The organism is Corynebacterium sp. MSK032, assembly GCF_030232065.1.
GTDB lineage: Bacteria > Actinomycetota > Actinomycetes > Mycobacteriales > Mycobacteriaceae > Corynebacterium > Corynebacterium jeikeium_D.
The window spans coordinates 90526-112190 of record NZ_JASPJR010000010.1 but is presented as its reverse complement, the minus strand read 5'-3'; the positions used below and the strand labels follow the sequence as shown (position 1 = coordinate 112190).

22 protein-coding genes are annotated in these 21665 nt (G+C 61.5%); 14 read left to right on the top strand and 8 right to left on the bottom strand.

Annotation, left to right across the window (positions count from 1 at the left end; genetic code table 11):
* The first annotated feature begins 50 nt into the window (after positions 1–50).
* Together QP995_RS10875 and QP995_RS07345 are read left to right on the top strand one after the other, a co-directional pair.
* Positions 51–194, top strand: a complete 144-nt coding sequence (locus tag QP995_RS10875; RefSeq protein WP_350309317.1) for a GNAT family N-acetyltransferase — start codon at positions 51–53, stop codon at positions 192–194.
* Positions 173–412, top strand: a complete 240-nt coding sequence (locus QP995_RS07345) for a GNAT family N-acetyltransferase (RefSeq protein WP_306295160.1) — start codon at positions 173–175, stop codon at positions 410–412. Before QP995_RS10875 ends, QP995_RS07345 begins: the two co-directional genes overlap by 22 nt.
* On the opposite strand, the gene QP995_RS07340 is transcribed toward QP995_RS07345, so the two are convergent.
* Positions 369–1286: an FAD-dependent oxidoreductase gene (locus QP995_RS07340; RefSeq protein WP_070429081.1), complete on the bottom strand. Its 918-nt coding sequence runs from the start codon at positions 1284–1286 to the stop codon at positions 369–371. The two genes, QP995_RS07345 and QP995_RS07340, sit on opposite strands and share 44 nt — an antisense overlap.
* A gap of 54 nt (positions 1287–1340) precedes the next feature.
* Here QP995_RS07340 and QP995_RS07335 point away from each other — a divergent pair, with 54 nt between their 5' ends.
* Positions 1341–2339: an LLM class oxidoreductase gene (locus tag QP995_RS07335; protein WP_070602192.1), complete on the top strand. Its 999-nt coding sequence runs from the start codon at positions 1341–1343 to the stop codon at positions 2337–2339.
* Here QP995_RS07335 and QP995_RS07330 read toward each other — a convergent pair.
* Positions 2323–3360 (bottom strand): aldo/keto reductase, encoded by a 1038-nt coding sequence (locus tag QP995_RS07330; protein ID WP_070604516.1) that lies wholly within the window; start codon positions 3358–3360, stop codon positions 2323–2325. The genes QP995_RS07335 and QP995_RS07330 overlap by 17 nt on opposite strands.
* 145 nt (positions 3361–3505) lie before the next feature.
* Between QP995_RS07330 and QP995_RS07325 the strand changes: the two genes are divergently transcribed.
* From QP995_RS07325 to QP995_RS07315, 3 genes are all read left to right on the top strand, one after another.
* Positions 3506–4834, top strand: a complete 1329-nt coding sequence (locus QP995_RS07325; protein WP_284853067.1) for a PepSY-associated TM helix domain-containing protein — start codon at positions 3506–3508, stop codon at positions 4832–4834.
* A 79-nt stretch (positions 4835–4913) separates the two neighbouring features.
* Positions 4914–5399, top strand: coding sequence for a hypothetical protein (locus tag QP995_RS07320; protein WP_284853066.1), 486 nt, complete (start codon positions 4914–4916; stop codon positions 5397–5399).
* 108 nt (positions 5400–5507) lie between these two features.
* Positions 5508–5843 (top strand): YciI family protein, encoded by a 336-nt coding sequence (locus tag QP995_RS07315; protein WP_049172565.1) that lies wholly within the window; start codon positions 5508–5510, stop codon positions 5841–5843.
* 1 nt (position 5844) lies between these two features.
* Here the strand turns inward: QP995_RS07315 and QP995_RS07310 are convergent, their stop codons facing one another.
* Positions 5845–6696, bottom strand: a complete 852-nt coding sequence (locus QP995_RS07310) for an SDR family NAD(P)-dependent oxidoreductase (RefSeq protein ID WP_070767668.1) — start codon at positions 6694–6696, stop codon at positions 5845–5847.
* Positions 6693–7910, bottom strand: a complete 1218-nt coding sequence (locus QP995_RS07305; protein ID WP_070595870.1) for a saccharopine dehydrogenase family protein — start codon at positions 7908–7910, stop codon at positions 6693–6695. The genes QP995_RS07310 and QP995_RS07305 overlap by 4 nt, the downstream gene beginning before the upstream one ends.
* Positions 7911–8016: 106 nt before the next feature.
* Here QP995_RS07305 and QP995_RS07300 point away from each other — a divergent pair, with 106 nt between their 5' ends.
* Both QP995_RS07300 and QP995_RS07295 read left to right on the top strand, forming a co-directional pair.
* Positions 8017–9225 (top strand): MFS transporter, encoded by a 1209-nt coding sequence (locus QP995_RS07300; RefSeq protein WP_070595869.1) that lies wholly within the window; start codon positions 8017–8019, stop codon positions 9223–9225.
* A 200-nt stretch (positions 9226–9425) separates the two neighbouring features.
* Entirely contained in the window at positions 9426–10640 is a 1215-nt protein-coding gene (locus QP995_RS07295; protein WP_070767698.1) for a Fic family protein, read from the top strand.
* Positions 10641–10654: 14 nt separating this feature from the next.
* On the opposite strand, the gene QP995_RS07290 is transcribed toward QP995_RS07295, so the two are convergent.
* Positions 10655–11041 carry a Rieske (2Fe-2S) protein gene (locus QP995_RS07290; RefSeq protein WP_049172555.1) on the bottom strand — a complete coding sequence of 129 codons (387 nt, stop codon included), beginning with the start codon at positions 11039–11041 and terminating at the stop codon, positions 10655–10657.
* A 30-nt stretch (positions 11042–11071) separates the two neighbouring features.
* On the bottom strand, positions 11072–11794 hold the full coding sequence (locus QP995_RS07285; RefSeq protein ID WP_049193390.1) for a YggS family pyridoxal phosphate-dependent enzyme: 723 nt from the start codon (positions 11792–11794) through the stop codon (positions 11072–11074).
* 84 nt (positions 11795–11878) lie between these two features.
* On the opposite strand from QP995_RS07285, the gene QP995_RS07280 reads away from it, so the two are divergent.
* Positions 11879–13045 (top strand): glycosyltransferase 87 family protein, encoded by a 1167-nt coding sequence (locus QP995_RS07280; protein ID WP_224433604.1) that lies wholly within the window; start codon positions 11879–11881, stop codon positions 13043–13045.
* Positions 13046–13057: 12 nt separating this feature from the next.
* Here the strand turns inward: QP995_RS07280 and QP995_RS07275 are convergent, their stop codons facing one another.
* A complete protein-coding gene (locus tag QP995_RS07275) occupies positions 13058–15463 on the bottom strand; it encodes an ATP-dependent RNA helicase (protein WP_284847177.1) in 2406 nt (801 codons plus the stop codon).
* A gap of 43 nt (positions 15464–15506) precedes the next feature.
* On the opposite strand from QP995_RS07275, the gene QP995_RS07270 reads away from it, so the two are divergent.
* The 4 genes from QP995_RS07270 to QP995_RS07255 all read left to right on the top strand — a co-directional run bounded on the left by QP995_RS07270 (position 15507) and on the right by QP995_RS07255 (position 18636).
* On the top strand, positions 15507–16400 hold the full coding sequence (locus QP995_RS07270; RefSeq protein WP_258225543.1) for a cation diffusion facilitator family transporter: 894 nt from the start codon (positions 15507–15509) through the stop codon (positions 16398–16400).
* A 109-nt stretch (positions 16401–16509) separates the two neighbouring features.
* Positions 16510–17457: an alpha/beta hydrolase family protein gene (locus QP995_RS07265; protein WP_049189819.1), complete on the top strand. Its 948-nt coding sequence runs from the start codon at positions 16510–16512 to the stop codon at positions 17455–17457.
* A 12-nt stretch (positions 17458–17469) separates the two neighbouring features.
* The gene (locus QP995_RS07260) at positions 17470–17970 is read left to right on the top strand and encodes a methylated-DNA--[protein]-cysteine S-methyltransferase (RefSeq protein WP_070767672.1); all 501 of its coding nucleotides are present in this window, start codon (positions 17470–17472) and stop codon (positions 17968–17970) included.
* A 3-nt stretch (positions 17971–17973) separates the two neighbouring features.
* Positions 17974–18636: a nitroreductase family protein gene (locus QP995_RS07255; RefSeq protein ID WP_284853065.1), complete on the top strand. Its 663-nt coding sequence runs from the start codon at positions 17974–17976 to the stop codon at positions 18634–18636.
* Between the two features lie 11 nt (positions 18637–18647).
* Here QP995_RS07255 and QP995_RS07250 read toward each other — a convergent pair whose 3' ends face one another.
* Positions 18648–20708: an NADPH-dependent 2,4-dienoyl-CoA reductase gene (locus tag QP995_RS07250; protein WP_070866349.1), complete on the bottom strand. Its 2061-nt coding sequence runs from the start codon at positions 20706–20708 to the stop codon at positions 18648–18650.
* Between the two features lie 183 nt (positions 20709–20891).
* On the opposite strand from QP995_RS07250, the gene QP995_RS07245 reads away from it, so the two are divergent.
* On the top strand, positions 20892–21653 hold the full coding sequence (locus QP995_RS07245) for an SDR family oxidoreductase (protein ID WP_070566485.1): 762 nt from the start codon (positions 20892–20894) through the stop codon (positions 21651–21653).
* The last annotated feature ends 12 nt before the right edge of the window (positions 21654–21665 follow it).

The following is a 21665-nucleotide window of genomic DNA, read 5'->3' as shown; positions in this document are numbered from 1 at the left end:
GAGCGCAGATAAACAGCGCAGAAACAGCGCAGACAGCGGGGAGTAAAACCATGATCATCCGGCACGCAACGCGGGACGATGCCGCGGCAATCGCGGAGATCTACAACGAAGCCGTAATCAACACCGTCGCCATCTGGAACGATGACACCGTCAGTGCGGAGAATCGCATCGCATGGATGGAGGCGCACTGTTAAGCGCGACCATCGATGCTGCTCGTGAGGCGAGAAAGCACGTCTTGGTTGCGGCGATAGAAGGCAGCAACGAGGGGTCGATTGCGCTGCACAAAAAGTATGGCTTCCAGCGCGTTGGACTATTGCCGCAGGTGGGGGCGAAGAACGGGCGCTGGTTGGACATGCTGTTGATGCAGGTCATGCTGACAGACGGGCAGCCACCCGCTCGGCCGCGCGCTTAGCAAAGGGGCCAACACCCATGATCGTGGCGGCACCGGGGCCAACCCAGTCGCCGTAGCCGACGAACTCGATGAGGTCAGAGTCGATGCTGCGGAAAGGGTCGAGCGCTGGGCGGAAACCGGTGCACCAGATGAGGTGGTCCGCGTGGACGTCGTCAAGCGAAGAAAACATGGGTGTCCAGGTGAGTGCGCCGGAGTCGCGGGCTTTGCGGACGGGCGGTAGGGCAACGATGTCGCCAATGCTGTCGGTGGCGCCCTGGCGGTAGCGTTTGAACAGGACGCGGCCGTCGACGTCGTCGGGCATCCAGCGTGGTTCGTGGCGGGTGAACCAGGTGGTGTCGATGCCGGAAAGCACCAGTTCAGAGGCTATTTGGGCGCCGGAGTTCGCCGCGCCGACAACGGCAACGCGGGAGCCTTCGAATGGCTCGGGACCTGGGTAGTTGGCCGAATGCCACTGTTTCGCGGAGGTCGTGCCGGGGTAATACGGGACGAAGGGCCGGTTGCCGGTGGCGGCGATGAGCTGGCGGGATTCGAAGTCACCGGCATCGCTGGTGAGGTGGAAGGTGCCGTCGTGGGAGACGTCCGTGACGGCGACCGGGCGCTGAACGCGCAGTTCGTAGCGCTTTTCGTAGGAGCTGAGGTAGTCAATCACGTGGGAAGCGGGCGGGAAACCGTCATAATCGGGCATCTGGATGCCCGGAAGGTTGGAAAAGTCCGGGGTGGAAAAGAGCGTCAGTGAGGGCCAGACATTGCGCCAGGAGCCGCCGGGAGCGGGCTGATTGTCCAGAATGAGCGGATCAATGCCGCGTTTGTGCAAGTAATAGGCGGTAGCGAGGGCAGCTTGGCCGCCACCGACGATGATGACATCCTCAAGCATGTTTCCAGCTTAACGACGAGTGCCGCACCTCGAGCTGTACTACCGTGGAGCATCATGAGCTCGCTGTTTGATCTTTCGGACAAGCCTATCGACGAACTACCCGGTTACCAGCGCACATTCGCGCCGGGCCGACTCACGGTAGGGCTGAGTCTGCCCATCGAGCAGGACGCCGAAGCCGAGCCCAAGGACGCGCTGAGCAACCAGATTCGGCTGATTCAGAAAGTCGAACGCGCAGGCATCGCGGCGGTGTGGGCACGCGACATCCCGCTGCGCGTGGAAACATTCGGCGACGTCGGCCAGGTCTACGACCCCTGGATGTACCTCAGTTACATCGCCGCACACACCACCGATATCGCGCTCGGCACCGGTGCAGTCGTCGTGCCCTTCCAGCATCCGCTGGTGATGGCCAAGCGCGCTGCCACACTGGACAGGCTTTCCGATGGCCGTTTCCTCTTTGGCGTTGCCACCGGTGACCGACCCGAGGAGTTCCCCGCCTTTAACCAGGACAAAGGCAAGCGCGGTGAGCGTTTCCGCGAGCATATCGAGGTCTATGAAAAAGCCCTCAGCACCAGCTACCGGCCTATCCGGTGGTCCGAGGGCAAGATGGGCGGATCCGATGTGGTGCCCAAGCCGCTGGCACGCCGAGTTCCGCTGTTGGCCACCGGCTCCTGTCAGCAGAGCCTGGAGTGGAAGGCCGCGCATACCGACGGTTGGTTCATGTACCACAAGGGTTTGGAGATGCAGAAGAAAAACATCGCCAACTGGCAGGAGGCGGTAGCGCAGGAGTGCGGTGAGGACGTGTTCAAACCATTCCTGGAATCACTGTGGATTGACCTGCATGAAGACCCCGACGCCCCCGCGCAGGGTGGCCACTTCGGGTACCGCCTTGGCCGCAACAAGCTAATTGAACTGCTGCAATCCCAGCGACAGCTCGGAATCAACCACGTCAGCATCAACTTCCGCACCTCGAAGCGGGATGCGGAAGAGCAGATTGATGAGCTGATTGAGTATGTGCTGCCGGCGCTCGATGAGCTCCCTACACAGACTCCGTAGCGCCCTGCCACTGATTAATCCCGCGGTCGACGGCCCACTTGTCGATCTCCGCGAGTTCTTCATCGCTAAACGGTGCAGCGTCCAGGGCGCCGAGGCTGTTCTTCAGCTGCTTCACCGAGGATGCACCGATCAGGGCTGAGGTCACTTCGTCACGGCGGAGCACCCACGAGATGGCCATCTGTGCCAGGGACTGGCCTCGTCGTGAAGCAATGGCGTTGAGCTCGCGGATGGCGGTGAGCGTGTCGTCGTTGAGGAACCCCGAGTTCATCTTGTGTGCCCCGAGACGCGAGGACTCCGGCACGCCATCCAAGTAGCGGTCGGTGAGAAGCCCCTGCGCAAGCGCGGAAAAGGCGATGACGCCCATGCCTTCGTCGGCGCAGGTTGCCAGCAGCTCGTCCTCGATCCAGCGGTTGAACATGGAGTAGCTCGGCTGGTGAATGGTCAGCGGTGTGCCCAGCTCACGGGCGATTTTCTGCGCGCGGCGAGTGAGCTCGGGGGAGTAGGAGCTCACGCCGACGTAGAGCGCGCGACCCGACCGGACGAGGAAATCGAGGGCGGCGACGGTTTCCTCGATAGGCGTATCCGGGTCGGGGCGGTGGTGGTAGAAAATGTCCACATAATCCAGGCCCATGCGCTTCAGCGAGGCATCGCAGCTGGCCACGAGGTACTTCCGCGAGCCGCCGAAGCCGTAGGGACCATCCTGCATGTACCAACCGGCTTTGGAGGAAATGATCATTTCATCGCGGTAAGGAGCGAAATCCTTGGCCATGATGCGACCGAAATTCGCCTCCGCAGAGCCCTGCGGTGGGCCGTAATTGTTGGCGAGGTCGAAGTGCGTGACGCCGTGGTCGAACGCGGTGCGCAGGATTTCACGCTGCGTCTCGAGCGGTCGGTCATCACCAAAGTTATGCCAAAGTCCCAGCGTAATGGCTGGAAGCTTCAGCCCCGTGCTGCCGGAGCGGTTGTACGGCATTGTCTCATAGCGGTTGTCATCGGCGTGGTACACGTCTGGATAAGCCATGTCTACGAGGGTACGCGTGCTTAACGACGGGTAGTTGTGCACAAGGTGGCCGACAACGAGGTGCGTGGCCGAATGGCTACCCCTGGAAGTAATAAAAGTGAGCTTGCTGGGGAACAACTGGGGCAGTTCGTCCGACTAATAAGGCATGACTTCAATAGCCACAGGCGATGCCGCTGGAACGCCAGCCGCAAACCCCGTCGCACAGACTCAGAAAAATGGTGGGCCACGAGCATTACTGCACCGAATCCATGTCGTTGCAGGCATCCTCGTTGCGCCACTACTTGTTATTGCAGCTATCACAGGCGTGGCGTATGCCCTCGCCCCGAGCATAGAAAAGGTGGTTTACCACGAAGAGCTAACCGCAACATCAAGCCTTCCCGCACAACCGCTGAAAAAGCAGGTTGAGGTCGCGCAGCGCGTGCACCCTGACCTGCCGGTGACCGCAGTGCAGGTCCCGGAAAAGCCGGGGCAGACAACGCGAGTCATGTTCAATGACGAGCAGCTGAAGTCGGAGTCCTACCGACATGCGGTGTTCGTTGACCCAGGCGACTTGAGCATCAAGGGTGACCTGGTGCAATACGGTTCCTCGGCGGCGCTGCCACTGCGGGCCTGGATTTCGGAAGGGCACCGCAGGCTCTGGATTGATAGCAACTTTGGTCGCCTCTACTCCGAGACGGCAGCATCCTGGATGGGCGCACTGGCTATTGGTGGCCTCTGGCTCTGGTGGGATCGTTCGCGTCGCAAGCGGACACAGGGAACGAGTAAGAGGGCGCATCATATGCGTCGTCACGCGAATGTTGGCGTGGCGGTTAGCGTTGGACTTCTGTTCCTGACTGTCACCGGCCTGACGTGGTCGTGGGTGGCTGGAACGGGCATCGCAAAGCTGCGCGAGACGATGGACTGGTACGCGCCGAAGCCAGCCATAACTGCGACTGCGCCAGCGAATTATGACTGGTCAGAGGCAGATAGTGTTATGAACCTCGCACGTGCCGAGGGGCTGGCCGGGAAAGTCGAACTGACACCACCGGAAGCTGGCACCGTGTGGATGGCCAAGGAAGCCCGCGAGGAATGGCGGATGGGCATTGAGACCGTCACCGTTGACGGCTCGACCGGAGCGATGGTCGATCGGATTCACTTTGCGGACTGGCCGCTGCCGGCGAAGCTGACCGAATGGCTGATTAACGCGCACATGGGCATCCTGTTCGGGTGGGTGAATCAGCTGGTCCTGGCACTGATTGGTGTCGCTCTGTTGGCGATGATTGTGCGCGGGTACGCCATGTGGTTTGGGCGCGGTCGAGGTGGTCGCCCGGGCAGGCTCCCGGCGCCGACGCGATGGCGCGACATTCGCCCGGGTGTTGCAGCAGCTGTTGTGGCGCTGCTGATTGCCTACTCGGTGGTTGCACCACTGTTTGGTGTGACTCTCGTTGGCTTCGTGATCGTTGATTGGGTCTGGCGGAAGCTGCGGAGAGGTTAGTGTAGGTTCTGTCGCCTTCGGGTTCCCTGTACCTAACGGCGTGGTAAGACCCATGAAAAACACTCAGGAGGGTAAACGCATGACAAGGTATTGGGATCACAGCGGCAGTATCTACAAAGACGACGGCCAGGAAGACTGGTGCGTTTACAATCCGTCTTTGCGTGATTGGGAGCGCACCCCGCGCGCTAAGGAAGCCTACGACCAGGCAGGACAAGACTCGTTCGACCCCATCACCGAGCAGCAGGCACTCGCTGAGATCGCAGAGCAGCAGGAACAGCATGACGAAAGGGTGAAGAGCAAAATCAAGGAACTGCGCGCGAGAATGAAATCGGTCGGTGCGCAGACCAGGCAAGCCACCGAACAGCCGTACCCAACCTTTACTGAGCAATCCGCCGCATACCGTGAGGGCGCGCAGGCCTACAACGAGGGCAAATCTTGGCGCGATAACCCGCATGCCCCCGAGTCAGGTCTAGCCGCCCCGTGGCGCATGGGCTTCAATACCCGCAAGCAGCAGGTAGCGGAGATCAGGGCACAGCGAGCCGCCGCTGCGCGGCAGGAAAACTAGGCCCTGGCCGCAAAAACGCTCAGCCAAAGCTCTAAAATTCCCACAAATTCCCGGTTCCAGCCCCGCGCAATCTGTTACACTTAGCAAAACGAAACTCAGGAGCTTGGTGTGCAGTACTTTTTCACGGTCCATGGCCGCAGAGATATCAACGCGTATGACTCTGATGAGGAAATGCACGCTGCCTTTGAACGGATTGGACGCTTCAATCAGAAGCTTCAGGACGAAGGCCACTGGGTTATGTCCGGCGGGCTGGTTCCACCGGAGGATGCCATGACGGTGCTGCCGGATGGTTCGCACAGCGATTTGCCGTACTACAACGCGATGACGTTCCCGTCAGCTTTTTGGATTGTCCAAGTCGCAGACGAGCAAGAGGCCATCAATCTAGCCCACGAAGCCGCGGAGGCGTGCGCGCAGGCAGTCGAAATGCGCGCCATCGCCGATTAACTCACCGCAGCCCGTGCACCCGGCGCATGATGGTCAACATCGCTTGCGTCGGGATTCGCCGCATGAAGGGCACTGCAACGCTTGCCGACGACCCCCGCGCCACCAGAGCCAAAGGTCGCTCGGCGGTCACCTCGCGCATAACCACCTCAGCAATCTCCGAAGCGGGAATGCCATCTTCCTCATTGGCGTTCAACTTCGTCAGCATGCGGTGGACATCAGCAGCGTAAACGGAGCCCTCATCGCCATACGTCGTCCGACGTGTAGAAATCCCCGTGTTGATGGCACCCGGTTCGACAACCGTCACCCCAATACCGAACTGCGCGACTTCACCGCGCAACGAAAGCCCAAAGCCGCGGATAGCGGCCTTCGTCGCCACATAGGAAGAACGGTAGGACAGCGGCAACCCGCCGAGCATCGAGCCAACCAGCACAATTCGGCCACGACCGGCCTCGCGCATGCCAGGCAGCAGCTGCTGTAACAGCTCCACCTGCCCCAGAACATTGACTTGGAAGAGACGCTCAAGCGCCTCGCGGGGTAGCTCCTCGAAAGCGCCCGACTGGCTCTCACCGGCGTTGGCGACGACGACGTCGTAAGGCCCGTGGGCGACCACAGCAGCGATGTCGTCGGCGCTGGACATGTCGAGTGCCACCATCTGCACGCCCTCGGGGTGCGGCGCCTCGGCGCCCCTGCGGGACGTGCCAACGACCTCGAAACCGTCCTTGACTAGTGCCTCCGCGCATGCCCAACCGATGCCGGAGGAAGCGCCGGTCACTAACGCACGGCCGCCACCTACACTCGGCAGTTTCGGTCCGCGGGTGAGATTCGCAAAAGCACCGGTCAGGCCATCAGTCATCGAGCCTGCACCGCCTCAATGGTCATGCCGCCCGCGCGGAGACGGCGGGACAGGGCGTCGCCAAGCGCGACAGTAGGAGTGAGCACGCCGGTAGCGTCCGGCAGATCGTCGTGGACGAGTGCGAGGGCGGCGCTGGAAATCATAATCGCGGTGCCTGCGTACCCCGGGTCTTCCTCGAGAGACACCTTGGAACGCCAGTGAATGCCGGAGGTATCGACAGTGTAGGCCTCGATGGTGAAGCGACCCTCGGCCTGTTCTTCAGCGCTCGGGCCCTCACCCGGCTTCGGCAGCTTCTTATCAATGAGCTTGGCCGTCGGCCCGAACGCCATCGCCGCCAGCGCCAACCTGCAGACAGCCGCAAAAATATTTGCGCGGACGAAAGCCCTCGGGCCACGGCCGACATTGAGTAGCTCGCGGTAGCGGAAGGAATCACCGTAATCCGCCAGCATCGCCGAGCGCTGAACAATTCGGGTGTTGAACGGCGACATGAAGAAGGGCGCTCGCCAGTGGCGGCGGAAGCGCGCCGGGCGCAGGTCGACGCCGAACTTACCCTGGTCGGGACCCGGCTCAGCCAGGGCGTACTGATCGGCGATGATGCGACGCAGCTTGGGGTCCTTCTTGGCCTGTGCAAGCTGGACGCGGACCGAATCGATAGTGCCGCCGGAGACACCGCCCTTGACGTGCTTGAACAGCAGGGTTGTTTCACCGAGCTTGGTGTGGGCCGCCTCGTGGAGCTCGCGGACAGCGACGTCGGAAGGAATCGAGTCGAAGCCGCAGGAGTGAACAATCTTCGCTCCGGTCTGCTGTGCCACCTCGTGGTTATTCGCGATGGAGTCGTGGACGAACAGCACCTCGCCACACAGGTCGACGTAGTGAGTACCGGCCTTGGCGCACTCGGCCACCAGAGTGCGGCCGTACTTCGCGTACGGTCCCACAACGGTCAGCACCACCTTTGTGCTGGCCGCAAGCTGAGCCACCGCTTGCTGGTCGGCGGCATCCGCAACAATGACCGGCCAGTCCGATACGCCTGCGTTCTCCGCGACGTCGGCAAGCTTCTGGGCGTTCCTGCCTGCGAGCGCCACCTTCGTCTGACCGGCGTGTTTAGCCAGATAGTCCACAATCAAGCGGCCCACGAAACCCGTGGCACCGTAGACGACGATGTCGTACTCGCGGTCGTGATTGCGACTCTGTGGCTGTGCGGAAGAAGTAGTCATGCCTACGAAACTAATAAAACGAAAGCGATACCGCGGGCGAATTAAAAAGGTTTTCTGAATCCGGGTACTCAGCGAGAGGTTTGGAGGGAGGGTTAACGTAGGACAAGTGACTAGCGCTAACGAAAACCCCGAACAGATCGAAGGACTACGGCCAGAAGATCCCGGATTCCGTCGCGCGCTTATTGCTGTGCTTTTCGCTGGCCTGGCATCGTTCCAAGCGCTCTACGCAACGCAGGCGCTACTGCCCACGCTTTCCGACGAGCTATCGGTCGACCCCGCCACCGCCGCGCTGACGGTATCCGCCACCACCGGTGGCTTGGCCTGTGCGATTATCCCGGTGTCCATTTTGTCGGAGCGCTTTGGGCGCAGGCGCGTCATCGTCATCAGCGCATTTGTGGCAACGCTACTGGGGCTCGTGGTGTCAATTGCGCCGGGCATCGGTTCGATGATTGCGCTGCGCCTGTTGCAGGGCATTGTCATTGCCGGTGTGCCCGCAGTGGCTATGGCGTATGTCAGTGAGGAAGTCCACGCCGACCATGTCAGTCGCGTGATGGGGCTGTATATCTCGGGCACGACGGTCGGTGGCCTGCTCGGCCGTATTATTCCGTCCATTGTGCTGGAGTTCGCCTCCTGGCGGGTGGCGATTGCGGTCTCGGCGACGGTGGCGTTTGTTTTCGCCATTCTGACCTGGTACTTCCTGCCGCAACAGCGTAGGTTCCAGCCGAAGCAGCTGTCGTTTGCAGGGGAGGGGCAGGCCATAGCGCGGCACTTGCGCGACCCGCGCATTCTCGCGCTGTGCGCCCTGGCGTTCCTGTTTATGGGGTCGTTTGTCTCTCTGTACAACTACCTGGGCTTCCGACTGGGCGATAAGTTCGGGCTCTCCCCGGCACTGGCAGGGTTCGTATTTATTCTCTACCTGTCGGGCACGTGGTCGTCGGCACGCGCGGGCGTGTGGGCGAAGACGGTGAGCCGCCGTCGCCTCATCGCCATTGCGACTCTGGCCGCGTGCGTGGGCCTGGGGCTGGCGCTGCTGCCGTGGCTGCCCGCATTGGTTGTGGGCGTACTTGTATTCACGGCATCGTTCTTCGTGGCGCACTCACTGTCCTCGTCCGGCGTGGGGCTGGTGGCGCAGCGCGACCGCGCCGAGGCGTCATCGATGTACCTGTTCAGCTACTACGCGGGCTCATCGATTGTCGGTTGGGTCTCCGGCATGGTGTTCAGCCACTTCGAGTGGGCAGGGCTGATTCCGTGGCTGGTGGCGCTGTCCTTCATCGCTGGTGCGTGTGCTGTGGCGGGGTTGAAGCCGCGGCGGTAAGGGTAACGCGGTAGGGGGAAAATCGCCAGCAAGGTACATTTAGACACCAAGAAACGAACCCTTAATGTAAAAAACGGTGATTTTTTACATTAAGGGTTCGTTTTTAGGGCACTATATGTAGAAAGCATCATGTAAAAAGCATTGGAAACAGAAGGGGGAGACTCGCCGTGAAGCACTATCCGCTTAAGAGGATCTTCCACATGTCTGCACACGATGCGGAACAGGCAGTGGAGAGCGAGTACCAGTCACGCAAAGACTCCCCGTCGACGATTCAGTGGCACTTTCCGCTGGGGCAGTGGCCACTCTTTTGCTGCATCACAAGCGATCTCGCAGCCAGGGTTGAAAAGATTCTGTCTCTAGAGCTGCAGATTTCACAGTTGTGGAATCGTCTGCCAGGTGCCGCGCGGACTCACTATCTCTTCAATCTGCTCCTGGCCGAGGTGGTAGCCACCAATGAGATTGAGGGGATTCACTCCACACGGCGAGAAGTCGCCGAGGCGTTGGACAACACTTCGGGAACCCAGCACAAGCGCTTTCATGAGTTCAGTCAGCTCTATTTCCGGCTGGCAAACGATGAGCGGATTGAGTTTCCGACAACGCTCACAGGGATCCGGCAGCAATACGATCAACTTCTCGGCGATGAAATTGGCGCCGAGGATGAGTTAGACGGTGAACTCTTTAGAGCATCAACGGTCACAATTACCGATGGGCAGCGACAGATTCATCGCGGTGTTGAAAGTGAAGCTGCCATTCACCAACTTCTCAATGAGTTCCTGGAAACGGTGAATTCCTCAGAGGACAATCGGCTTATTCGAATCCTGGCAAGCCATTTCATGTTCGAGTTCGTTCACCCGTTTTATGACGGCAATGGTCGGATGGGGCGTTTTCTGCTGTCAGTGGCTTTGCGGGAGAGACTCTCACCTGCCACAGCGCTGACTATTTCTCGCCAACTCGCTGAGGATAAAGCGAAGTATTACAAGGCTTTTACCACTACGGAAGACCCAATGAACCGGGGCGAAGTCACGTTCTTCGTCGAGGTGATGGCTGATGTCATTCTGAATGCTCAGCAGTATTTGCTGGAAGAGCTGCAGATGAAGTCCCACCAGTGCGAGAAGCTTGAACAGCGGGTAGCTGAGCTAACCAACTCGCCCGAGCAGGCACTGTCCGTGTCGCTGACAGACAACGAAATCGGGACGCTGTTTGTCCTGGCACAGGTTCGGTTGTTCGGACCTGATTATGGAATCAAGCTCGAACACGTCGCCGACACCATCGGCAAGGAGAAGCGGACAGCGCGAAAGTATCTCGCCGAGTTAGAGGCTCAAGGACTGGCAACGCCGACGAGCCGTCGCCCGCTGCGATTCCAGCTAGCGCCGGCTGGCGTAGACCTTCTAGGCCTTGAACCCACCGAACACTAATCTGCTTCCGGAACCTACTTCTGGCCCACAATCAGCTCAGTGCCTTCAGCTGAAAGCGATGCCTGACCAGCGGGCTTACGCGACGGACCAGAAACAACCTCACCAGTAGCAATATCAAAGTGTGAGTTGTGGTTCGGGCAAATCATCACACCATTGCTGACCTCGGTGATACGACCATTCTGGTGCGGGCAGGAACTGGAGAAAGCGGCGAACTTGCCTTCCTCCGGCTGCGTGACGACGTAATTGCCGATCACCACACCGCCGCCAACCGGAATGTCGGCAGCGTCAACCTTTTCCACCGCAGACTTTGGTGCACAAGCGGCTACGAGTGCGCCAGCTGCAGTGGCGGCAGTTCCCAGGAGGAAACGACGACGGGAGCACGGGGAGACATCAGAACTCATGGCATTGAGATTACCTCTATTTCGCGACCTTTATTTCTGATAGGAGCGCTCACCGAAGATGGCGCGTCCCACACGGACGGTGGTCGCCCCCTCGGCGATGGCTTCGCGGTAGTCGCCGGACATACCCATTGACAGTTCGTTGAGGCTGACACCGTCCGGCAAATCCCCGAGCAGACTGTCCCGCAGCTCCCGCAGCTCCGCGAAGGTCTCGCGCACATTCGGATCATTCTGGGCCGCGATGGTCATAAACCCGCGCAGACGCAGGTTCGGGTATTCGCCATCGGGGCCAAACATGCGGACAAACTCCGCCGCGTGACTCGGCGCCAGACCCGACTTCTGCGGCTCGCGGGAGGCATTGACCTGAATCAACACATCGAGCTTGCGCTCGGAATCGGCCAAGCGACGCTGCAGCGCCCCGGCCACCTTCGGGCGATCCAGCGCCTGAAACTCATCAGCACAGCTGACTAAGTGGCCGGCCTTATTCGTCTGCAGTGGGCCAATGATGGCCATATGCGGTGCCTTGTCGCCGAAGGCCTCCCGGAATGCCTCCGCCTTGGCCACCGCTTCTTGGACGCGGTTTTCCGCCAGGCCAGCGCAGCCGGCTGCTGCGAGCTCCGGCCAGGATTCCACCAGGGCGTCGACAGGCACAGTCTTGCTGACTGGCAGCAGGCGGACCTCGGAGGGCTGGCGCCCAGCTCGTCGGCAAGCGTCGTCAATCTCGGAGCGAACCTTGCGATAGTTTTCCACGAACATACCTCCCACTCTAAGGCCTGAGTAGGAAGAACTGTGCGGTAGTGTCGAATCATGCTCATGGACAGACTCTCGACGCTTTCCGTCATGCAGAGACGGATCTTGGCAATTGTATTTGGGCTGGTGTCGCTGGTCGTTGTCATCGACTTCATCTATCTTGCGGCAACTGCCTACATGATGGACCTCGAGGTCTTCCAAGACGCCGGCTGGGCACTACGACGAGACCAGGATCTCTACTCACCAGAGTTTCCCACCAGATCGGGTTTCCGCTTCATCTACCCACCGTTTGCGGCGCTGCTGTTTTACCCGCTGACCTGGGCGGGGCCGGTGACCCTGCAGATCATCTGGACGTTCGCCACGCTGGCGGCGGTGTGGGCGATGCTGTGGATGGTCTTCACTCGTCTCGGCTCTGAGCGTCCGAAGCTGATGGCTACCTGCGTGCTCGGTGTTGTGATGCTGCTCGACCCGCTGCGCGCCAACGTGCTCTTCGGGCAGATCAACGTCTTCCTCGCGCTGCTGGTGGTCTCCGATGTGCTGGGCTTTTTGCCCAAGAAACTGCGTGGACTGGGCGTGGGTATCGCGGCGGGAATTAAGATCACCCCCGCGGCATATGCGCTGGTGTTCCTCATGCGCCGTGACTTTGCGGCCGTGGCCAAGAGCTTCTGCTGGTTCCTGGTGACCGTCGCTATTGGTTTCGCCGTGCGCTTTAAGGAGTCCATCTACTTCTGGACCGATGAGTTCTTCGCCGGCAACCGCGGTGGCGCCCCGACCTATGAGGCCAACCAGGCGTTCAGTGGTCTGCTCGCCCGCGCCGGGGTGGAGGGTACCGCGCTCGATATTGGCATCTACGGTTTCTTCCTCATCGGTGCCATCGCTGCTGCTTTCGTGGCGTGGATCTACCACCGCAACGGCTATGATGTCGCAGCCCTTGGTTTCGTTGCGCTGGCGGTCAGCTTCGCCGGGCCATACGCGGTCAGCCACCACTGGTCGATCGTCATGGTCTTCGTGCCGCTGGTGCTCTTCGTCCGCGAGATCGGGCACATTATTGTCGGTGTCCTGTTCATGATCGCCCACTGGTGGGCACCGTACGAGGTGTTCGTGGGCAATGACTTCGGCCACGCTGCCAATGTGGGGCAGTGGTTCTACGGCAACATGCAGGGAATCATGGGCGGCGTGCTCTTCTTCACCTGCCTGGGCTACGCAATCTACCTCTGGCGCAAGCCCAGTCGCGTGCGGGCACAGGCAGCTGCTTAACGACGGGCTTGCTTAACGACGACGCTTCGTTCTCGCAGTAGCCTGCTCCTCCCACGGGTTCTCCGGCCACGGGTGCTTGGGGTAACGGCCCCGCATCTCGGAGCGAACCTGTGCGTAGGCGCCATTCCAGAAACTTTCCAAGTCCTGAGTGACCGCGAGTGGTCGCTGAGCCGGTGACAGCAAATGCATTGTCACCGGCTTTTCCAATACCTGCGGGGTCTCCGCCAGGCCGAAGCACTCCTGCAACTTCACGGCGAGCACAATCTTTGCCTCAGGGTTCGTGGGGTCCTCCGGGTACTCCAGGCGAATCTTCGAACCGGAGGGGACCTCCAGGCGTTCGGGCACCAGCCGGTCGAAGTCCGTGGCCTCCGGCCAGGGCAGCAGGCGGCGGAGGTGCTCGGCATCTAGCTTGGGAGGGGTCGGGCGGTCCAGCTCGCCAGCAAAGAGGAGCTCGGCCTGGGCCGCGAGCCCTGCGGGGGAGACATCCGGCCATGGGGCACCGCGATGAGTGTGGAGAAAGGCCATGCGGCGGCGGAGTTGTTCGGTGTCGCGGTCGAGGTTGGGGGCGGCGTCGGCAAGCCAGGCGGAGTTGGCAGCAATGCACTGCTCAGGTGTTGGGGAGACCTGGCGGGAGGACAGCTCGATGGCGCCGAGCAGGTCACGCTCGCGGGCGCGAACGCGGCCCTGTTCGACGCGCGCCGTGGTCTCCGTGCGGGCGAGGTGGCCGGCGGCGAGCATGGCGATTTCCAGGTCGATCGCCTCGCCGTCGCGAATCAGTGCGCGGCCGTGTGAGAGCCGCGAGATGTCGGCGGCCGCGATCCATTCGTGGCCGTGTAGGTCAGAACCGCGGGCGAGTTCCGCTGCGGTGCCGCCGGTGAAAAGGTACTCGTCGGAATTCGCACTGCGGCGTCGCCCGATGAAATCCGGCCAGGCCAGGGCCGTGACCAGCGCGGGGATGTCCGAGGGCAGCAGGTTGGCGGGGGCCTCAGTATCCAGCTCAATGCGGCGCACCTGCTTGGCCAAGCCGCGGGCATCGGTGAGTTTCTCCACCGCGCGTGCGACCGCGCCCGCGTGCTCCGGCATCATGTCCGTAGCCGTCAGCAGCGCGCGTCCCATACGCGGATGCACCGGCAGGGTAGCCAAGGTGCGGCCGAGTTCCGTGATGTCACCGGCCTCATCAACAGCGCCCAGGCCAGCGAGAATGCGGTTTGCAGCCTCGGCGTGGTGGGGTGGTGGGTTGTCGAGAAGCTTCAGTCCCTGCATCCCAGGCGTGCCCCACGCGGCGGCGTCGAGGAGCGCTTGGGTCAGGTCGGCGACCTCGATTTCCGGCGCGGGCCAGGCGGGCAAGGACGCGAATTCCGACTGGGAGACGCAGCGCACCACGATGCCCGGGCCCTCACGTCCCGCTCGGCCTGCGCGCTGGTTCGCCGAGGACTGTGCACACGAGCTGGTGACCAGGCCGGAGAAGCCACGCGCAATGTCGAGCCGCGGTCCGCGTGCGAGGCAGGCGTCGACAACGGCGCGCACGCCCGGCACAGTCACGGATGATTCCGCAATCGCGGTGGACACAATTACGCGTCTACCATCCGCTTGCCGACGGAACACGCGGTCCTGCTCCTCGGAGCTCTGCTGGCCGTGCAGCGTCAGCACCGCCACCTCCGAGGAATCCGCGATATAGCCTGCGCAGCGTTCCACCTCGCGGATGCCAGGGAGGAAAACCAGCACATCACCGGCGGCTTCTTCCGCGAGTGTGCTGGCCTGGGCGGCAACGTGCTGCAGGAAGTCGTCGGTCACACCGCGTGCATCCAGCCGCTGCGGAAAGGGCGCGTAGCGGATGTCCAGCGGAAAGATCTCCGCCTCCGCCGCCACAATGGGGGCCGGGGTGGAGCCGCCGAGCAAGGCCGCGAACTTCGGCGCGTCCACCGTTGCCGACATAGCGACAATGCGCAGGTCATCGCGGATATCCCGCAAGTCGCGCACCATCGCCAACACCAGGTCGGTGTCCAAGCCGCGCTCGTGCACCTCGTCGATGAGCACCGCGCTGGCGTCCACGTCGCCGTCGCGCAGCAGTCGGCGCAGCAGCACACCGGGAGTGACAAACTCCACGCGGGTGGCGCGGGAAACTTTTGCGTCGCCACGCACCGAGTAGCCAACTTCCTCACCGAGCTTGGTGCCCGACAGCTGCGCCAACCGCCGCGCCGCCGAGCGCACCGCCACGCGCCGGGGAGCCGTGACCACAATGCGGCCGCCCAGGGTGTTGGCCACCGCCGGTGGAACCAAAGTGGTCTTGCCGGTACCCGGTGGGGCCTGGACTACTACGTCGTGGTCGCGCACGGCGTCGGCAAGCGAGGCGAGCTGCGACGCGAACGGCAGGCCTGCAGAAATGTTCTGCAAATTGAACTGGAAATCGGTGCTCATAGAACTGGTAGTAACTCCGGAAGGGCGGGTAAAGTGCCCGCATATGCAGGACTTATCTCGTTTTGGTTGGCTTTCAGTGGGGGCGGCGGTCGTCACCATCGCGCTGAAGTTTTGGGGCTACACTCTGACCGGATCGGTGGGCCTGCTTTCCGACGCGACGGAGTCGATTGTCAATCTGGTTGCGGCAGTTGTCGCAATTATTGTGCTCAAGGTTATCGCGCGGCCCGCGGACCGCGATCATGAGTTCGGCCATTCCAAGGCAGAGTACTTCTCGGCCGGGCTGGAAGGTGCCATGATCTTCGTGGCGGCGGCGGCCATTATTTATGTCTCCATCGAGCGGTTGGTGAACCCGCAGCCGATTGAGCAGATTGGCCTGGGCCTCGTCGTGACCGTAATTGCCTCGGTGATCAATGGTGCGGTGGCGCTGATTCTGCTTAAGGCCGGGCGCCAACACAACTCCCTGGCGCTGACCGCCGACGGCAAGCATCTTATGACCGACGTGTGGACCTCCGCCGGAGTGCTCGTAGGTGTGGCGCTGGTGTGGGTTACCGGCCTGTGGTGGCTCGACCCGATCATCGCGCTGGCCGTGGCCGTAAACATCCTGGTCACCGGCTACAAGCTGCTGCGCGATTCCGGTAACGGCCTGATGGACAAGGCCATGGAGGGCGACGACCGCGTGGCGGTGGATGAGATTTTGGCCTCGCACCGTGACCGGAGTCGTGGCATTGACGTCCACGAAATCCGCACTCGCGAGTCGGGGCATCAGAAGTTCATTGAGTTCCATGTGCTGGTGCCGGGCGCGTGGAGCGTGGAGCGCGGTCACGATGTGCTTACCGCGATGGAAGGTGAGCTGCGGGAGCGTTTTCCCGGTGTGCATATCTCCTCGCATCTGGAGCCAATTGAGGACGAACGCGCCTATGGGGATGTGCAGTTGTAACGCGTGTGAGGCAAATTCCACGAAAGCGCTGAAAGTGATGAGCCTTACACTTTAAGATTGTGTATACAAAATCATGCACTGTTTAAGTCCACTCGAAGGAACTGCATAAATGACCTCCGAAGCCTCAACCACTTCCACTGGGGATAGCCGTTTTTCCGCGAAGAGCCCGAAGTTGCCGGAGCCGTGCCCTCGGCAGGACATCATTATTCCGGCAAATGACCGCGTCCTGCTGCGCGGAACCATGTTCCGCCCGAAGGAGAACCCAGAGAACATTCCCAACGGCATCATCACCGTTCACTCCGGTACCGGTGTGCCGCAGGGTTTCTACCACCGTTTCGCTGAGACCGTGGCAGAAAAGGGCTACGGCGTTATCACCTATGACTACCGCGGAATTGGCCAGTCCGCTCTGAAGACTGACCAGAACAATGAAGACATCCGGATGTCGGACTGGATCACCAAGGATATTCCGGGTGTGATCGAGTGGGCCAAGGAGACCTACCCGGACGTGCCGCACTTCGCTGTCGGCCACGCGGTTGGTGGTCACGGCATCGTCTACGCCGGCTCCGAGGGCACCTATGACGCAGCGGCGTTGGTCAACTGCCGCGGTATGCGTATTTCCAAGGTGCCGTCCGTGGCGGGCAAGGTCCGCGCATTCTTCATCTTCAATATTCTCGGCCCGATTAGCGGTTTCATCACTGGCCACATTCCGGCGTCGGCGTGGCGTCTAGCTGTTGAGCCGCCGAACGGTGTCATGCGTCAGTGGGCTCGTTGGGCTCGCAAGGAAGGCTACTTCTTCGACGATTCCGAGTTCGACTTCGCTAACCGCTTCTCCAAGGCTCCGCAGCCGTTCCTGTCCATCCGCGTTCCGGATGATTACTGGACTGAGGAGTCCTCGGCAGACCTGATCACCAATGTGATGAGCTCTGCTGAAAAGATTGAAAAGCGCCAGGCTCAGCCGGCTGGTGGCAAGGGCGTGGGCTACGGTGGTTACTTCCGCTCCGGTCACGAGAAGGAGTGGGACGAGCTGTTGGCCTGGTTCCAGGCCAACAAGGGCTAAGTAGGAGGTTTTATGGCGATTTCCCAGGTAGAAACGCCTTTCGGCGCGCTTGGAATCGCCACCTCCGCTCGCGGGGTCGTCGAAGTCAATCTCTTAGGTCCCGTGCTTGACGACGACCCCAGCGCCGCCGACCCCGAAGCGCAGGCGGTGGCGGAACAGGCAGCGCAGCAGTTCCGCGAGTACTTTGCCGGGCAGCGCCGCGAGTTTGCGCTGCCGCTGGACTGCGACATATTCACCCAGGATTCTTTCCGCGCTCGTGCGCTGACCGCACTGCGCGACGTGCCGTATGGCCAGGTTGTGACCTACGGTGAGCTCGCTGAAATGGCCGGGTCACCCCGTGCCGCCAGAGCTGCCGGATCGGCCTGTGCCACCAATCCGCTGGGCATTCTGATTCCCTGTCACCGCGTGGTGCCCGCCAGTGGGGGAGCGGGGTCTTTCGGATCCTATGCCGGCGGCCGCGAAATGAAGCGCTGGCTGCTCGAACTCGAAGGTTGGCAAACAGTTATTCTTTAATGCATGACTTCGCATTCTCCGCGCGACCAGTTCGCCACCGAATTTGAGAACATCATCCGCAACCGCCGTGCCACGCGCGTTTACGCTGACGAACCGCTTGACGACGCTGACGTGCGCCGCCTCCTGGAGCTATCTCTGGAAGCTCCCAGCGCCTTTAACATTCAGTCCCGCGCGATTGTGCGCATCAAGGACCCTGAGGTGCGCAAGCAGGTAGTGGAAGCTGCCGGTGGCCAGAAGCAGGTTGCCAATGCGCCGCTGCTGCTCGCCTTCATTGGTGAGCCGACCGGCTGGAAGCGCGGTATTCCGCGCCTGGTTGAGGCCAACAAGGCCACTGGCCTGTGGGACGAAGTCGCCGCTGCTGAGCGGGAGGCCTCGATGACCTCCTTCCATGAGGCCCGCGAGGAAAAGGGGCTCTCCCGCGAGTTCGCAATCCGCGACGCCATGATTGCCGCTTCTTTCGCTATGGTCACTGCCAGCGCCTTTGGTTGGGCTAGCTCCCCGATGACGGGCTTTAGCGAGCAGAAGGTCAAGGAAGCTATCGGTGCCGGTGACACCGATGTGGCAGTAGCGCTGTTGCTGGCCATCGGTGTCCCGGGTGAGTTCCCGGCTCACCCGGGCCGTTTCGAGTTCGAGCAGCGCGCCTACACCGACCGCTACGAGGCGTAGTAGCCCTAGCCCTACAGCGCGAGCGCTACCTCAACGGCCTGGCGGATGGCACGCTTTGCGTCCAGCTCAGCGGCCACGTCCGCGCCGCCGATGATGGTGACATTGGAGTTATCGCCGGTGACGCTCTCGCGATCCTTTCCGCCCAGGCAGTCCAGATTGGATACCTGACCAGTACAGACAATCACGTTGTCAACCGCGATGACCTGTGGCTTTTCATCGATGGTGATGTGTAGGCCCTCGTCATCGATACGGTTGTAGGTGACGCCGGTGTACTGCTTGACACCGGCCTTCTTGATCTCCGCACGGTGAACCCAACCAGTGGTCTTGCCCAGGCCCTTACCGATGCGGGAGGTCTTGCGCTGCAGCAGGTGCACCTCGCGCTCAACCTCAAACTCCTCAGCCGCGCCAGAGACCGTGCCCGGCTTGGTCAGGCCCGCGCGGAACTCCGCAGGGTCACCGACGCCCCAGGCGTCCTTCCAGGCTTCGATGGTCTGGTTCGGCTTGCGAGTGAGGTATTCACACACGTCCACACCGATACCGCCAGCACCGATGACGGCCACCTTGTTGCCAGCCTGCTTCGCACCCGAGAGCAGTTCGTCGTAACGAATGACCTTCTCGTGGTCGATACCGGCAATGCCCGGGATACGCGGGGTGACACCCGTGGCCACAATCACGTGGTCAAACTTGGCCTTGAGCTCGTCGACGTCGGCACGCGTGTTCAGGTGAACCGGAACTTCGAGCACCTCCAGGCGACGGGAGAAGTACTTCAGCGTCTCGCCATAGTCCTCCTTGCCCGGAATCTTTGCGGCGAGGTTGAACTGGCCACCAATCTGGTCGGCGGCTTCGAAGATCTCCGGGTGGTGACCGCGCTGAGCTGCGGCTTCCGCGAAAGCGAGTCCGGCCACACCAGCGCCGATGACGGCGACGCGCTTGGCCTTGTCCTTCGCAACCGGCACGGATACCAGCTCGGTTTCGTAAGCTGCCTTCGGGTTGACCAAACAGGTGGAGCGCTTGGCCGCGAAGGTGTGGTCCAAGCAGGCCTGGTTACAGGCGATACAGGTGTTGATCTGGTCAGCTCGACCGTCGCCCGCCTTGATGGCGAAGTCTGGGTCAGCCAGCAGTGGGCGGGCCATGGAAATCAGGTCCGCATTGCCGTCAGCGAGGATCTTCTCCGCAACCTCGGGGCGGTTGATTCGGTTGGAGGCTGCCACCGGGACGTCGACAAGCGAACGGAGACGACCCGTCAGATTCGTGAATGCGGCGCGCGGCACGGACGTAACGATGGTGGGGACGCGTGCTTCGTGCCAGCCGATACCGGTGTTGAAGACATCGACGCCAGCCTCGACCAGACGCTGCGCGAGTTCAGTGGTCTCGGACCAGGTCTGGCCGTCTTCCACCAGGTCAAGCAGCGAAATGCGGTACTGCAGTAGGAAGTCCTCGCCCACTTCGGCGCGAATGCGGCGGACAATTTCGATGGGCAGGCGCATGCGAGCCTCGGCGCTGCCACCCCAGTTGTCCGAGCGGTGGTTGGTGCGCTCGGCCAGGAACTGGTTGAGCAGGTAACCCTCGGAACCCATAACCTCGATGCCGTCGTAACCGGCGCGCTTTGCGAGCTTCGCGGCGCGGACATAAGCGCCGATAGTGCGTGAGACATCAAAGCCGGTGAGGCGGTGAGCCTTAAACGGGCTAATCGGCGACTGACCGGTATTGGCGGAGCGAGCCAGCGGGCTGTAGCTGTAACGACCGGCGTGCAGCACCTGCAGCACGATGTGGCTGCCGTGGGAGTGCACGAGGTCAGTAACGCGGCGGTGATTGTCCGCCATGCGCTTCGACGCCATCATCGAACCGGCCGGAGTCAGCCAACCCTCGATGTTGGGAGCATAACCGCCGGTGACGATGAGCCCCACGCCACCTTCGGCGCGCCGACCCAGGTAGGCAGCCAGCTTGGGGATATCACGGGTGCGATCTTCCAGGCCGGAGTGCATTGATCCCATGATGATGCGATTGCGCAGAGTTAGAGGACCGACGTCGAGAGGGGAGAGAAGATGTGGGAAGTGAGGCTGGTCAGACATGCAACCAGTATCGCGGTTTTAGCGGCTGTGTATGAGGTGAATCGGAAAAATTCCGGCACAGTTTTATATACGTTTCACGTGGAACATCAGGTGTAAAGCACACGCAGTCTTCGGCGCAGGAGGGTGTCGTATGACTACAGTCGGGGATATTAGTAGACGCATGTAGCAAGGAGTTGAGCCCCCATGACCTCTGAAACTTCAACTAATGGCAAGAAAGTAGCTGTAGTTACCGGTGCTTCTTCTGGTATTGGTGCAGCCACTGCCAAGCAGTTCGCAGCTGAAGGTTTCCGCGTTGTGCTGGGAGCCCGCCGCGAGGACAAGCTCGAGGCTGTCGCGGAGGAGATTCGCGCTGCCGGTGGTGAAGCGACGGTCTACAAGGTTGACGTCACCTCCGACGCCGATGTGGCGGCGCTGGCTAAGGCCGAACCGCGCGTCGACGTGCTGGTTAACAACGCCGGTGGCGCCTGGGGCATGGAATCGGTTGAAGGCGCTGTCGAGGAAAAGTGGCGCTGGATGTACGAGGTCAACGTGCTGGGCACCCTGCGCGTCACTCGCGCACTGCTGTCCGCATTGAAGTCCATCAGCGGCATTGTGCTCACCGTCGGCTCGATTGCCGGCCGTCAGGTCTACACCGGCGGTGCCGGCTACAACGCGGCCAAGCACGCTGAGCGCGCGCTGGTGGAAGTCCTGCGTCAAGAGGTTGCTGCCGATGGCGTGCGCGTCACCGAAATCGATCCGGGGCGCGTCCACACCGACTTCTCACTCGTGCGTTTCGACGGCGACGAGACCAAGGCCGCAGCGGTCTACGATGGCGTTGAGTCGCTGACCGCCGATGATGTTGCCGACATCATCGTGTTCGCGGCCACCCGTCCGAAGCGCGTCAACATTGACTTCCTGCAGGTGACCCCCATCGACCAGGTGGGCGGCGCGAAGCCGAAGAAGTAAACCGACTACATA